Here is a 15,007-nt window from a genome sequence, read left to right on the forward strand (position 1 = left end):
TTTTAAGTAGCATCATGAGCGATTTTTATAATTTTCAAGAATTCTTCAGAACTTAAAGATGAGTTACCAATTAAAAAACCGTTTATATCTGGTTGTTCAATAAATTTTCTTGCATTACAATGATTAATAGAACCACCATATTGAACTAATATATCTTTAGCATTAATTAAATCATATTCTTCAATATAACTTTTTATAAATTTATGTATACATTGTACGTCTTCTGGATTAGCCGATAGACCTGTTCCGATTGCCCAAACAGGTTCATAAGCAATTATTGTATTTTTAAATGCTGATTTTCCTAATGTTTTAAATATAGAATTTAATTGTTTTTTAATAACTTTTTGAGTTTGACCATTTTTTTTATCTATTGCTGTTTCGCCTATACATAAAATGGGTATCAAATTAAATTCTTTAATTAAACGAAATTTTTTTGCGATAATATCATCCGTTTCATAATGTAATAAACGTCTTTCAGAATGTCCGACAATAACGTATTTTACTCCTATATCTTTCAGCATTAAAATAGAGTTTTCACCAGTAAATGCTCCTTGTAAATTAATATCTACGTTTTGCGCACTGAGCATAATATTCATGTTATTTATATTTTTATATATTCTTTCTAAATATATAGTTGGGGGAGCGATTATAATAGTATTTTTTTTTAAATAAGTTAATGAATGAGACTGTAAATATTTAAAAAAATTCGAAATCATTTTTTTACTTCCGTTTAATTTCCAATTAGCTATAATAAAAAATTTTTTCATTTTGTGCCTTATTAAAAAGATTATTTTAAAGTTATAGAAACTAAGCCTTATTATGAAGAATTATATAAACTTAGTTTCTATTATAAAAATATTAAAAGATATTACTTGTATATATTTGTCCGATCTCGTAATTTTTTTGCTGGTTTAAAATAAGGAATATACTTTTCATGCAATTTTACTATTCTTCCCATTTTAGGATTTCGACCCATTCGAGAAGAACGATAATATAGAGAAAAAAACTACCAAAAACTCGGATTTAAATTCTTTGTCCTTGTTCTAATGACGTAGTCATATGTTCTAACATTTCTTTCGTAGCACATCCTATCATTTTATTTGAAATATGAATTTTTTGTTCAGCAATTCTTTTGAATAATTCTGACTTCGTCATAAAACCTCTGTACTTTAAAAACCTGAAAAATTTATGGACTGTATTACTTTTTAAACAGTGCTGTTATAAAAAATATAAATTTTTTATAAAATAAACAATTATTCAGTATTTTTAGCTGCTTTAAATGCTTCTGTCATAACGTTAGAAAAAGCATCATCATTCTTTTTACTGTTAGAAGAAGTCATTGAATCTTGTTTTTCATTTTCGTTTACATTATGAATTGTAAGATAAATTATTCTATTTTTTCGATCAAAATTAGATAATTTAACTAAAATGTCATCTTCGATTTTTAATTTATTAATTATTTGTTCAGAATATAAACGAGGAATATCAGATAATTTTATAATTCCGTCTAAGTGTGCTGGTAATTTTACAAAAATATTTTTTTTATCTAAAGATTTAATTTGACCAGTAACAATTGTGCCTTTTTTATAATTTGTAATATATACATTAAAAGGATCTTCTTCTAACTGTTTAATTCCTAAAGATATACGTTCTCTTTCTGCATCTACTTGAAGAACCACTGCTGAGATTTCATCATTTTTTTTATATTTTTTAACTGCTTCTTCACCAGGTATTGTCCAAGAAATATCAGATAAATGTACTAATCCGTCAATACCTCCACTTAAACCAATAAAAATACCAAAATCTGTAATAGATTTGATTTTTCCATTAACATGAACTCCTTTCTTATGAGTTTCAGAAAACTCTTTCCATGGATTAATCTTACATTGTTTTAAACCAAGAGAAATACGACGACGTTCTTCATCTATATCTAAAACCATAACTTCAACGATATCATTAACAACTACTACTTTCGAAGGATGAATATTTTTATTAGTCCAGTCCATTTCAGATACATGTACAAGACCTTCTACTCCTTCTTCGATTTCTACAAAACAACCATAATCTGTTAAATTTGTTACGCGTCCGCTTAATTTGGTTTCTTCTGGATAACGTTTAGAAATAGCTATCCAAGGATCTTCACCTAGTTGTTTTAATCCTAATGAAACACGTGTTCGTTCTCTATCAAATTTCAAAATTTTAATATTAATTTCGTCACCTACATTTACTATTTCGCTAGGATGCTTGACTCTTTTCCAAGCCATATCAGTAATATGTAAAAGGCCATCTACACCACCTAAATCTACAAAAGCTCCATAATCCGTTAAATTTTTTACAATCCCCTTAACATGCATGCCTTCTTGTAAATTTTCTAATAATTGATCTCGCTCAGCACTATTTTCCGATTCAATGACAGCACGACGTGAAACAACAACATTATTACGCTTTTGATCTAATTTTATTACTTTAAACTCTAATTCTTTTCCTTCAAGATGTACTGTTTCTCGCACTGGACGAACATCTACTAAAGAACCAGGTAGAAATGCACGGATATCATTTAGTTCAACAGTAAAACCGCCTTTAACTTTACCATTGATTATTCCAATAACTGTTTCTGATTTTTCATGAGCTTGTTCTAGTATTAACCATGCTTCATGACGCTTTGCTTTTTCACGAGATAAAAGTGTTTCACCGAAACCATCTTCAATAGCGTCTAAAGCAACATCAATTTGATCTCCTACGTTTACATCTAAAAAACCTTGAGAATTTTTAAATTGTTCCGCAGGAATAGCAGATTCAGATTTAAGACCAGCATCAACTAAAACTATATCTTTTTCTATAGCAACAATGGTACCGCGAATAATTGAACCTGGACGAGTTTTAATTTCTTTCAGCGATTCTTCAAATAATTGAGCAAAAGATTCATTCATATTAATAATATTAAGAAATTTTTATTAAACGTTCATTTTAACTTCATGTTAAAACGAGCCTGTTTTATATATCTTGTAATAATCCTTATCAAAGAGTGTAGTTTTTAACATCTTAAATTAATTTTTAAATATATTTTTATTTTTTTCAATAATACATTCCATTATTTTTTTTGTGACTTCTGATAAACTCATATAGGTCGAATCTAATATTATAGCATTTTTTGCTATGCATAAAGGAGAAATTAATCGATTTTGATCACGTTCATCACGATTTTTCATTTGCGCAAATAATTTTTTAAAATTAATATCATGACCATTTTTTTTTAATTCTAACATTCTTCTTTTTACACGTGTTTCTAAATTAGCATCTAAAAAAAATTTAAGCACAGCATCTGGAAATACTACTGTGCCCATATCTCGTCCTTCTGCTACTAAACCAGGCAAACATCTCATTAATCTTTGTTTTTTTAATAAAATTTTTCTAATACTAGGATAAACTGATAATTGAGAAGAAACCTCACTTATTATCTCAAGATTTTTTGATTTATAAAAAAAATCGATAGTTTTTTTTTAATTAATGAAAAATCTAAATTTTTCAAAAATCTAACGATATTTTTTTCAACAATAGTAATATTTTTATTTAATACTAGAAATGCAACTAATCGGTATATTTTTCCTGATTCTAATAAAGACCAATTTAAGTTGTATGCTATTTTTTTAGAAATTGTGCTTTTACCAACACCACTAGGACCATCAATGGTAATAACAGGAATTTTATTTATCATATTTTATCTTTATAATTTTCTACAAGTTTCATTAAAAAAAATTTTACAAAATTTATCAGATATTACTGATAGACAAAAAATCTTCAAAATAAGATGGATAAGTTTTTGAAATACAATTAGGATTAAGTATATTTACACCTATTCCAGATAAAGATATAAGAGAAAAACACATGGCTATACGATGATCGTTATAAGTTTCAATGTTTGAATATTTAAACATAACAGGAGGAGTAATAGATAAAAAATCTTTCCCTTCCTCAACTTTAGCACCAATTTTTCTTAATTCGATAGTCATTGCAGATAAGCGATCAGTTTCTTTAACTCTCCAGTTGTATATATTTCTAATAGTCGTAGTGCCCTTAGAAAAAAGAGCCACCATGGCAATCGTCATTGCTGCATCAGGAATATGATTCATATCTAAATCTATTGCATTTAATTTGTTATGAGTACAAGTAATGGAATAATCTTCCCAACAAATTATTGCTCCCATTTTTTTAAGAATATTTGCAAATTCTATATCACCTTGAATACTTTTTTTACCAACACCAGTAACTTTAATTGAACCACCCTTGATGGCTGCAGCAGCTAAAAAATAAGAAGCTGAAGAAGCATCTCCTTCAACTATATAGTTTCCAGGTGCTTTATATTCTTGTTGACCTTTTATATAAAATACAGTATAAGAATCATGTTTAATATTTACTCCAAAACATTTAATTAAATTAAGTGTAATATCAATATAAGGTTTAGAAACTAAATTTCCTTTGATAATAATGGTAGTATTGTTTAGAGCAAGCGGAGCACTAATTAATAATGATGTTAAAAATTGACTAGAAATATCACCGTTTAAAAAAATAGTCCCTCCAATAAAACCGCCTCTTGTTAGTATTGGCGGATATCCTTTATTTTCTTTATATTCTATAATAGCACCTCCTTGTTTTAAAGCATCAACAAGATCTTCGATAGGTCTTTCATGCATTCTATTATCTCCACTTAATAAAACTTGATTTTTATGTAAAGATAATACGGAAAGAAGAGGTCGTATAGCAGTACCTGCGTTCCCTAAATATAGGGAAATAGGTTGAGATAAATTAAAAGCTTGACCTATACCTTGAATACAACATATTTTTTTATCATTTGATAAAGAGTACTTAATACCTAGTTTTTTTAAAGCATTTAACATGTGTTGTGTATCATGACTATCTAATAAATTTTTTAAGTATGTTGTACCCTTAGCTATTGAAGAAAGTAATAAAACTCTGTTTGAAATACTTTTTGAACCCGGCAAACAAATAGTTCCATTAACATAAGATATTGGTTTTAAATTAAAAGAATCTTGCATAATAAAAATACGCTCTAATTAATTAAAGTTAAAATGATATTTTAAAAACTAAATTAGATATAATTTATCCATATCGATTTTCAAAATAGGACATAAATTTTATTAAAGATTTAATACCTTCTAATGGCATAGCATTATAAATAGATGCACGCATACCACCTACTATACTATGTCCTTTTAAATAATTTAAACCTAGTTCAGAAGCTTCTTTCAAAAAAATTTCATTTAATCTAGGATCAATTAAATGAAATACAATATTCATTTGTGATCTATTTTTACTATCTATCTTATTAATATAAAAATTACTATTATCTATTTTTTTATATAGTAAATCTGATTTTTTTTGATTTAATTTTTCAATTGCTTTCAATCCTCCTTGTTTTTTTAGCCATTTAAAAACTAATCCTGACAAATACCAGGAAAATGTCGGAGGTGTATTAAACATAGAATTATTTTCTGATATTTTTTGATAATCTAAAACAGAAGGAGCAATGTTAGACGAATGTCTTATGAGTTTTTTTCGTATGATAATTATGGTGATACCGGCAGGACCAATATTTTTTTGAGCACCTGCATAAATAATATCGTAATTTTTAATATTAATCATACGTGATAAAATAACAGAAGAAAAATCTCCGATAATAATTTTATCTTTAAAAAATGGTTCTTCATAAATAGATAATCCATCTATTGTCTCATTAGGACAATAATGAACATATGCTGAGTTTTTACTAATATTCCACTGGTTCATAGGTAAAAGAGATTCTTTTTCATTATAATTTTTTCTAATAAATATAGATCGAGGAGTACAGTATTTTTTAGCTTCTATAAACGCACAATTTGACCAATAACCACTATTTATGTAATCAGCTGTTTCTGAATTGTTTAATAAATTCATAGGAATAGCAGAAAATTGTCCTCTAGCACCACCTTGACAAAATAACACTTTAAAAGAATCAGGTATTTTTAATAAATCTCTTAAATCTTTTTCAGCCTCTAAAGCAACCTGGATAAATTCTTCACTACGATGACTGATTTCCATTATAGAACAACCTATTTTTTTCCAGTTTTGCAACTCTTTTTTAGCTTGATAAAGAACATCTCTTGGAATCATAGCTGGACCAGCACTAAAATTATAAAATTTATTCATTATTTCACCAATCGTATCAATGTTATACTTGTAAACTAGTTTATAAACTCTAAGCCTCGCATATATTTTTTTTGAAGAATTTTAGGAATCCTTACGCGACCATCAGAACATTGATAATTTTCTAAAATAGCTGCTAACGTTCTACCTATTGCTAAACCTGAACCATTTAGTGTATGTACAAAAAAATTTTTTTGTGTAGATTTTTTTTTATAACGGGCTTTCATACGGCGCGCTTGAAAATCATTCATATTAGAACAAGAAGAGACTTCTCTATATTTTTGCTGAGAAGGAAACCAAACTTCTAAATCATAAGTTTTTACAGCTGAAAAACCTATTTCTCCTGCACATAAAAGCATTTTTCTATATGGTAAATCTAAAAGTTGCAAAACTTTTTCAGCATGATTAGTAAGGTTTTCTAATGCTTCTGCGGATTTTTCTGGTGCAACAATTTGAACTAATTCTACTTTATCAAATTGATGTAATCGAATTAACCCTTGAGCATCACGTCCATAAGAAGATGCTTCTGATCGAAAACAAGGAGTATGTGCAGTCAACATAATAGGCAAATCTTTCTCATCTATTATCTGATTATAAACTAAATTAGTTAGGGGGACTTCTCCAGTAGGAATTAATATGTATTTTTTTTTATTTTCAAAGTTTATGTGAAATAAATCATCACTAAATTTTGGTAATTGTCCTGTTCCATATAAAGCTTCAGAATGAACTAAATAAGGGACATAAGATTCAGTATAACCATGATCTATAGTATGCAAATCTAACATAAATTGACTAAGTGCACGATGTAAAAGTGCAATTTTACCTTTCATAAAAACAAAACGTGATCCTGACATTTTTGCTGAAGATTTCCAATCTAATTCATTAAATTTCTTACCTATTTCTACATGATCTTGGACTATAAAATTATAGTTCTTTTTTTGACCCCAATATTTAATTACTTTATTATTAAGACTAGTTTTTCCTTCTGGAACATCATCAAAAGGAATATTTGGAATACACATAGAAAATTGATGTATTTTTTCTTTTAAAGCGTTAAGTTCAATTTTAGAAGCATCCAAATCTTTACTTAACTGTATGACTTCATGTTTCAATGATTTATATTCGTTTTTAATAATCTTAGCTTCTTTAATAAGATTAGATAGAGAATTGTGTTTAAATTGTAAATTTTCAGTTTGAATTTGTAACTTTTTTCTTTTATCTTCCATATAAGATATTTTAGAAACATCTAATTTATAACCTCTTTTTAATAGCTTTCTAGCTGTTAAATGCAATTCATTTCGTAATAAACAAGGATTTAACATAGAGTTCTTTTGCTCTTTTTAATTATCAATAAATATTATTATTTAATAAAGTTTGTAAAATGTTTTATCTACGCATAATACCAACATTAAAAATTTTAGATTTTTATATATAAAATGAACATTTTTTTAATCAAGTTATGTAATTTACATATTAAGATGTATTTTATAGAATTAAAACAAATATGATAGTATTGTTAAAAAATTTTTATTAAAAGTATTTAATATAAAATATATCATATAAAAAATATTTCATTTTTAGTAATACATAAAAATACAATATTTATTCTATTCTTCTATCCAATTAATTGTAGAAATGTTCATTTTAAGGAAATTTAAAATGCATGATATGAATCATAGTAAAATAATTATTCTAGGGTCTGGCCCCGCAGGATACACTGCAGCAATATATGCTTCAAGAGCTAATTTAAATCCCGTTTTAATTACTGGAGTAAATAAAGGGGGGCAACTTATGAATACTAGTGAAATTGAAAATTGGCCAGGGGATGCGGACAAAATCAGTGGTTGGGAATTAATGAACCGTATGCATAAACATGCTATTAAACTTAAGACTAAAATTGTTTCTGATACTATCACTTCAGTAGATTTTAAAACAACCCCTTTTTCTTTAATAGGAGAAAAAAATAAATATACTTCTGATTCAATTATCATTGCAACTGGAGCAAATCCTCGTTATTTAGGACTAAAATCAGAACACAATTTTAAAGGAAAAGGTGTTTCAACATGTGCTGTGTGTGATGGTTTTTTTTATAAAAACAAAGAAGTTGCAGTTGTAGGAGGGGGGAACACAGCTATAGAAGAAACATTATATTTGTCAAACTTTGTTAAAAAAGTTTACCTAATACATCGTGGTATTAATTTTAGTGCTGAAAAAATTTTATTGAATAGATTAGAAAAAAAAATAAAAACTCAAAAAATAATTATTTATTTAAATTCTACTATAAAAGATATATTAGGCAATTCTTCTGGTGTAACCAGTTTGTTGGTTGAAAAAAAACATTTTCAAGAAAAAAAAGAATTAAACGTTCAGGTTTCTGGACTATTTGTTGCTATTGGATATATTCCTAATACAAATATATTTATTAACAAGTTAAAAATGAAAGATGGTTATATTCAAGTAATGCATGAAACACATGGCAATTACACTCAAACAAGTATACCTGGCGTATTTGCTGCTGGAGATGTAATAGATCATGTATACAGACAAGCAATTACATCATCTTCTAGTGGTTGTATGGCAGCACTAGATAGCGAACGTTATCTTAATTCATTAATATAAAACAAATTGTATAAGAAATATTCTATTATAAAAACATACTAGTCAAAATGACTAGTATCTGATATAATAGAACTAACATTTTTCAATTTATTATTAATGAGAATAAAATGTCTAAAGAAGAAAATATTGAAATGCAAGGAACTGTAATAGACACATTACCAAATACCATGTTTCGTGTCGAACTAGAAAATAAACACATTATTACAGCACATATTTCAGGAAAAATGAGAAAAAATTATATTAGGATATTAACTGGAGACAAAGTGACAATAGAATTAACACCTTATGATTTAACCAAGGGAAGAATTATTTTTAGAAGTCGCTAAAAAGCAATATAGATAAAAATACAATTAAAAATTATACAAAATCAATTATTTCTAAAGAATAAAATTCACTTCCTAGAAACTTATCTATTTAATAAATCTTCTAAAATAAAAATAAATTTTTTTTTTTAAAAATAAGAAAATTTTAAAGAGAATTTATGCGTACTAAATATTGTGGAAATATTCGAATAATTCATTTGAATAAAATAGTAAAATTATGTGGTTGGGTACATAAAATTAGAAATTTTGGTCAATTTATTTTTATTGATATGAGAGATTATACTGGTCTTGTTCAAGTCATTTTTGAATTAAAAAATAATATAGTTTTTAAAAAAGCCTTAACTTTAAGAAATGAATTTTGTATTCAAGTTTGTGGTATAGTTCAAAAACGAGAAGAAAAAAATAAAAATATCAAAATCAGTACTGGAGAAATAGAAATTTTAGCAAATGAAATCAATATTTTAAATATTTCAAAATCATTACCATTAAATTATACACAAAAAAATAATGATGACTCAAGATTGAAATATAGATATTTAGATCTACGTTCTTTAAATATCCTAGAAAATCTTAAAATTAGAAATAAAATCACTTTTTTAATAAGAGATTTTATGATGAAAAGAAATTTTATAGACATCGAAACCCCAATTCTTACAAAATCTACACCAGAAGGTGCAAGAGATTATTTAGTCCCAAGTCGTAATCATTTTGGAAAATTTTATGCACTACCTCAATCTCCTCAACTATTTAAACAAATGTTAATGATTGCTGGTATAGATAGATACTATCAAATAGTTAAATGTTTTCGTGATGAGGATTTACGTTCAGATCGACAACCAGAATTTACACAAATTGATATTGAAGTTTCTTTTATGAATGCACAAAAAGTTCGCAGTTTAATAGAAAAACTCGTAATAAAAATTTGGTCAAAAATAATAAACTTTAATTTAATTAAATTTCCTCAATTATCTTTTTGCGAATCAATGAAAAAATATGGATCGGATAAACCAGATTTACGGAATCCAATAAAAATTATTGATATTTCTAATATTTGTCAAGATGAAAAATTTATATTATTTTTTAATTTAGATTCTAAAAGAAATAATCGAATAGCATTACTATGTATTTCTAGAGGTGCTGACATAAGTCGGAAAAAAATTGATACCTATAGTAAATACGTACAGAAATTTAATGCAAAAAAATTATTTTATATAAAAATAATAGAAAATAACATTGGATATAGAGGTGTATATAGTTCTATAAAATACATTTTAGATGAAACTACTTTAAAAAAAATAATAGAAAAAAGCAAAGCTAAAAATGGAGATATATTATTTTTAATTGCTGATCAAGAATCTATTGTTAATAAATCTCTTGGTATGTTACGTTTAAAATTAGGCATCGATCTGAATATCACTAAAAAAAACGCTTGGAAACCAGTTTGGATAGTTGATTTTCCTATGTTTAGTAAGGATGTTAATGGGAATTTTTCTTCTGTTCACCATCCATTTACTGCTGTTAAAAATATGCACATAAAAAATTTAGATGATTCGCCTCAACTTGCTCTTTCAGATAGTTATGATCTTGTGATAAATGGTTATGAAATTGGTGGAGGTTCAGTACGTATTCATGATGTCAATATACAGAGAAAAGTATTTGATATTATTGGAATAAAAAAATCAGTACAAAATGAAAAATTTGGATTTTTGATGGAAGCATTAGAATATGGGGCTCCGCCACATGCTGGAATAGCTTTAGGACTAGATAGAATAGTCATGCTTTTAACCAATAGTACAAATATTAGAGATGTTATCGCTTTTCCAAAAACAACATCAGCAACTTGTTTAATGACTAATTCTCCTAGCAAAATAAATAATTCAATATTACAAGAATTGGCTATAAAAATTTTAAAAAATAAATCTTAAAGAATTTTATTTTTAATAAAAACGTTTTTTATTTTACTTAAAAAAAATAGGAAAGAAGAACATAAAACAATAGATGGACTAGATGGTGTATTGTAAAAAAAAGATAAAAATATTCCTCCTGTAACAGATAAAATACTTACTATTATGGCAATAATAACCATTTTTTCTGGAGAACCTGAAAAATGTTGTGCAGTTGCAGGTGGAATAATTAATAAAGAAGTAATCAATAATGCACCTACAAATTTCATTGCTATAGAAATAGTAAAAGCAGTCATTAACATAATAGTTAAACGAGCATAAAAGACATTTACACCGTCTATTTTAGCTAATTCTTCATTGATGGTTGCTGATAAAATCATATTCCAGTGATAAAGTAAAACGCCAAGTATTATTATACTACTTATGAAGATGATAATTAAATCATATTCTGTGACAGATAACAAATCACCAAATAAATAATGTGTAATGTTTACCTCTTTATTATTAGAAATCAAACTAATAAAAACCATTCCTAAAGATAACGAACTATGTGATACTATACTTAGTATAGTTTCTAATGAAACAGGTAATAATTCTTCTAACCATGCTAAAATGATTGCAATTAAACTCATAAGAAGAAAGAGAGCACAAAACGAGTTAATATTAAATGCAATAGATATTGCTATACCAAGAAGAGAAGAATGTGATAAGGTATCACCAAAAGATGACATTCTCCGCCAAACTATAAATGAGCCTAATGGACTAGTTGTTAAAGATAAAATAACACCTACTAACCATCCTGGAAAAATTAGTTCGAACATAAAAACCACTCTATAATTACATTATTATACATTTAAAAATTATGAACATGATTATGGTCATGATGATAAATTGCTAATTCTTGCACACGTTTAAATCCAAATATAGAAATAAACTCTAAATTATTGCAAACCGTTTCTGGTGTTCCAGAACAACAAATATGATTATTTAAACAAATTACATCATCTGTTTTAGCCATTACAAAATCTAGATCATGAGATACCATCAAAATAGAACATTTTAACTTATATCGAATTTCATTAATTAGTTTATATAAAGCTAATTGTCCCATTATATCAACTCCTTGTATCGGTTCATCCAATACTAGAAGGTTAGGATTTTTTAATAATGCTTTAGCCAAGAGAATACGTTGCATTTCTCCACCAGACAATTTTTGTAATTGGTAAGTTTTTAAAGATTCCGCATTAACACGTTTTAATATTTCTAATATTTTTCTATTGTTTCTTCTTTGAGATAATTGCATAAATCGTTCTACTGTAATAGGCAATAAAGTATTAAGATTTAATTTTTGAGGAACATAGCCAATAGATAAATTATGGGATCGGATAATTGAACCTGAACTAGGTTTAATCAATCCTAAAATAATACGTACTAAAGTAGATTTTCCAGCTCCGTTAGGTCCAATTAAAGTCAGGACACGATTAGGAATTAAAGATAGTGATATATTAGTGAGAATAGAACGATTAGATAAATTTAGACAAACATTGTTTAATCTTACTAATTCTAACATAGTTTTATGAATTATTTTGTTTAATTCTAGCATTATAAGATATATTTTTTAAGATGAATATAAATATTATATTAATTATCAATTTATTTTTTTTGAATTCTAATATTGATTTATATAGTTTGAATGTCAAAATTCTTAATATGTATTTTAAAAAAATTATTCTCGATAATATTTACTAAAATTAACGATACTAAATATATTGATATTTTATAATGTAAGCGTACTTCTTAATATAAATCATATATATTCTAAACAAGAAATTTTATTTTTTTAAATAAAACTATATTGATTTAAAAAAAATAAATCTCTTTGAAAATTGATTTACATGCAAGTTGAAATCAATCTAAGATAAATAATATAAAAAATATTTAATGGTAAACATATTTTTGAAAATTTGGAATAAGGACTATTGTAATATAGTTTTTTCATAAATTTTCAAAAAAATAAATCTATGTATAAAAATTAACAATTTTATAAAAAAATTCTTCTATTTATCAATTTAATGATAATTTAAAATGATACTAATAGTTTGAGTAAAAGCATTCTTTTTAATTTTTATTTTTTGAAAATACAAAATTTCTTCTCAATCTAGTAGATCATTACAATTATCAATTATTTTAAAATAGATTTAGATGTATTATAAGAGAGTTTTATATTTTAATACTAAGAATGAAAAAATATAAAATTATTTTTCAAGTAGTAGTTTGTTTTTATGTCTCATTGAAAAATAAAAATTAATAACGCTAGTCAATGTATATTAAAAAAATATTTTATTTTAAATTAGACAATCAAGTACGCATCAAGAAAAAATATTTTTATAAAGAAAATAAAAAAAGATTATAAAACTTTTAAAATTCTACTAGTATTAGTTTTTCCTATTTTCCCCATAATATCACCTTGAGTTATAATAACTAATTCACCACTGGATAAAAAACCTTGATTACATAAAAGAATAATTGCTTCATTAGCAGCTTCAACACCATTTTTCTTACTATCGAAGTATATAGGAGTAACCCCTCTATAAAGAGTAGCTAAATTCAAAGTCTTTTTATTCTTTGACAAAGCAAAGATGGGTAATCCAGATGTAATTCTCGACGTCATAAGTGCAGTTTTTCCTGATTCTGTCATTGTTATAATTGCAGCAACTCCTTTTAAATGATTAGCAACATACATAGCTGACATAGCAATTGCTTCTTCAATATCATTAAATTTTGCATTAAGGCGATGTCTTGATACATTAATACTTGGTACTTTTTCTGCACCTTTACAAATTTTTGCCATTTTTATAACAGTTTCATCCGGATATTTTCCAGATGCTGTTTCAGCAGAAAGCATAACTGCATCACTACCATCTAAAACAGCATTAGCTACATCCATAACTTCTGCACGAGTAGGTAGTGGATTTATAATCATAGATTCCATCATCTGTGTTGCGGTAATTACTATTCTATTTAATTGTCTAGCAGTTCTAATTAATTTTTTTTGAATTCCTGCTAGTTCAGAATCTCCTATTTCTACACCTAAATCACCTCTTGCGATCATAATCGCATCTGATGACAAGATTATATCTTCTATAATATTTTGATTTATTACAGCTTCAGCACGTTCTATTTTCGCAATAATTTTAGCATTACTACCAGATTTTTTAGCTAATTTTCTTGCTTGTTTTAAGTCATTACTACATCGTGGAAAAGATATTGCTAAATAATCGACGTCAATTTCAGCTGCAAGAGTTATATCTTTTTTATCTTTTTCAGTTAATGCGTTTGCAGATAGACCACCACCTAATTTATTAATACCTTTATTATTAGAAAGAATTCCGCCTATAACAACTTTAGTTAATATTTCAGGATAAGTTGATTTTATAACCTTTAATTGTATTCTTCCATCATCTAATAATAATATGTCACCTATTTTTAGGTCGTATGGTAAATGTTTATAATCAATTCCTACACGTTCTTTATTTCCATCATTTTCTCCCAAATTTGCATCTAATATAAAAAATTCATTAATATTCAAAAAAATATTATTTTTTCTAAATTTAGAAATACGAATTTTAGGACCTTGTAAATCACCCAGCAATGCAACATGACAATTTAAATTTGCCATTATTTCTCTTGCTTTATTTGCTCTGAATTTATGTTCATGTTCTAAGCCATGAGAAAAATTAAATCGAAGAACATTTACCCCAGAACGAATTATTTTTTCTAAATTATTATCAATATCTGTAGAAGGCCCTAAAGTAGCTACAATTTTTGTTCTTCTTAATCGATTTAACATGAAAGCACACCTTTTTAAAAGTTTTTCAAAAATTTTATACTTCTATATAAATATTATTAAATATAAAATATTTATTTGTGTTTATTTAGTTATTCAGTAAAATTAATAAA

13 protein-coding genes and 1 pseudogene are annotated in these 15,007 nt (G+C 26.2%); 3 read left to right on the forward strand and 11 right to left on the reverse strand.

The genetic code is table 11. The features are described from left to right. Window positions 1-2 precede the first annotated feature (2 nt). From tpiA to serS, 8 genes and pseudogenes are all read right to left on the reverse strand, one after another. Window positions 3-767 (reverse strand): triose-phosphate isomerase, encoded by a 765-nt coding sequence (gene tpiA / locus D9V72_RS01555; protein ID WP_158354893.1) that lies wholly within the window; start codon window positions 765-767, stop codon window positions 3-5. A gap of 101 nt (window positions 768-868) precedes the next feature. Further along, window positions 869-1,155 (reverse strand): annotated as a pseudogene (ihfB, locus tag D9V72_RS01560) (integration host factor subunit beta). A gap of 98 nt (window positions 1,156-1,253) precedes the next feature. Then, window positions 1,254-2,930 (reverse strand): 30S ribosomal protein S1, encoded by a 1,677-nt coding sequence (gene rpsA, locus D9V72_RS01565; RefSeq protein ID WP_158354895.1) that lies wholly within the window; start codon window positions 2,928-2,930, stop codon window positions 1,254-1,256. 117 nt (window positions 2,931-3,047) lie between these two features. After that, window positions 3,048-3,491 carry a (d)CMP kinase gene (gene cmk, locus D9V72_RS01570; protein ID WP_315984297.1) on the reverse strand — a complete coding sequence of 148 codons (444 nt, stop codon included), beginning with the start codon at window positions 3,489-3,491 and terminating at the stop codon, window positions 3,048-3,050. Further along, window positions 3,455-3,715, reverse strand: coding sequence for a (d)CMP kinase (locus D9V72_RS01575; protein WP_158354900.1), 261 nt, complete (start codon window positions 3,713-3,715; stop codon window positions 3,455-3,457). Before D9V72_RS01575 ends, cmk begins: the two co-directional genes overlap by 37 nt. 55 nt (window positions 3,716-3,770) lie before the next feature. Next, on the reverse strand, window positions 3,771-5,054 hold the full coding sequence (aroA, locus tag D9V72_RS01580) for a 3-phosphoshikimate 1-carboxyvinyltransferase (RefSeq protein WP_158354902.1): 1,284 nt from the start codon (window positions 5,052-5,054) through the stop codon (window positions 3,771-3,773). Between the two features lie 64 nt (window positions 5,055-5,118). Then, entirely contained in the window at window positions 5,119-6,204 is a 1,086-nt protein-coding gene (serC, locus tag D9V72_RS01585; RefSeq protein WP_158354904.1) for a 3-phosphoserine/phosphohydroxythreonine transaminase, read from the reverse strand. Between the two features lie 35 nt (window positions 6,205-6,239). Next, window positions 6,240-7,523 (reverse strand): serine--tRNA ligase, encoded by a 1,284-nt coding sequence (serS, locus tag D9V72_RS01590; protein ID WP_158354906.1) that lies wholly within the window; start codon window positions 7,521-7,523, stop codon window positions 6,240-6,242. Between the two features lie 337 nt (window positions 7,524-7,860). Here serS and trxB point away from each other — a divergent pair, with 337 nt between their 5' ends. From trxB to aspS, 3 genes are all read left to right on the forward strand, one after another. Next, the gene (trxB, locus tag D9V72_RS01595) at window positions 7,861-8,820 is read left to right on the forward strand and encodes a thioredoxin-disulfide reductase (protein ID WP_158354908.1); all 960 of its coding nucleotides are present in this window, start codon (window positions 7,861-7,863) and stop codon (window positions 8,818-8,820) included. A 107-nt stretch (window positions 8,821-8,927) separates the two neighbouring features. After that, a complete protein-coding gene (infA, locus tag D9V72_RS01600) occupies window positions 8,928-9,146 on the forward strand; it encodes a translation initiation factor IF-1 (RefSeq protein ID WP_158354910.1) in 219 nt (72 codons plus the stop codon). Window positions 9,147-9,301: 155 nt separating this feature from the next. Next, window positions 9,302-11,068 (forward strand): aspartate--tRNA ligase, encoded by a 1,767-nt coding sequence (gene aspS / locus D9V72_RS01605; protein WP_158354912.1) that lies wholly within the window; start codon window positions 9,302-9,304, stop codon window positions 11,066-11,068. Here the strand turns inward: aspS and znuB are convergent. The 3 genes from znuB to pyk all read right to left on the reverse strand — a co-directional run bounded on the left by znuB (window position 11,065) and on the right by pyk (window position 14,897). After that, window positions 11,065-11,868, reverse strand: a complete 804-nt coding sequence (gene znuB, locus D9V72_RS01610; protein ID WP_158354914.1) for a zinc ABC transporter permease subunit ZnuB — start codon at window positions 11,866-11,868, stop codon at window positions 11,065-11,067. The genes aspS and znuB overlap by 4 nt on opposite strands. A gap of 32 nt (window positions 11,869-11,900) precedes the next feature. Next, window positions 11,901-12,617 carry a zinc ABC transporter ATP-binding protein ZnuC gene (gene znuC, locus D9V72_RS01615; protein WP_158355426.1) on the reverse strand — a complete coding sequence of 239 codons (717 nt, stop codon included), beginning with the start codon at window positions 12,615-12,617 and terminating at the stop codon, window positions 11,901-11,903. 837 nt (window positions 12,618-13,454) lie between these two features. Further along, the gene (pyk, locus tag D9V72_RS01620) at window positions 13,455-14,897 is read right to left on the reverse strand and encodes a pyruvate kinase (RefSeq protein ID WP_158354916.1); all 1,443 of its coding nucleotides are present in this window, start codon (window positions 14,895-14,897) and stop codon (window positions 13,455-13,457) included. Between the last annotated feature and the right edge of the window lie 110 nt (window positions 14,898-15,007).

Origin of the sequence: Buchnera aphidicola (Macrosiphum gaurae) (assembly GCF_005080965.1) — a bacterium.
In the GTDB taxonomy this organism is placed as follows: domain Bacteria; phylum Pseudomonadota; class Gammaproteobacteria; order Enterobacterales; family Enterobacteriaceae; genus Buchnera; species Buchnera aphidicola_S.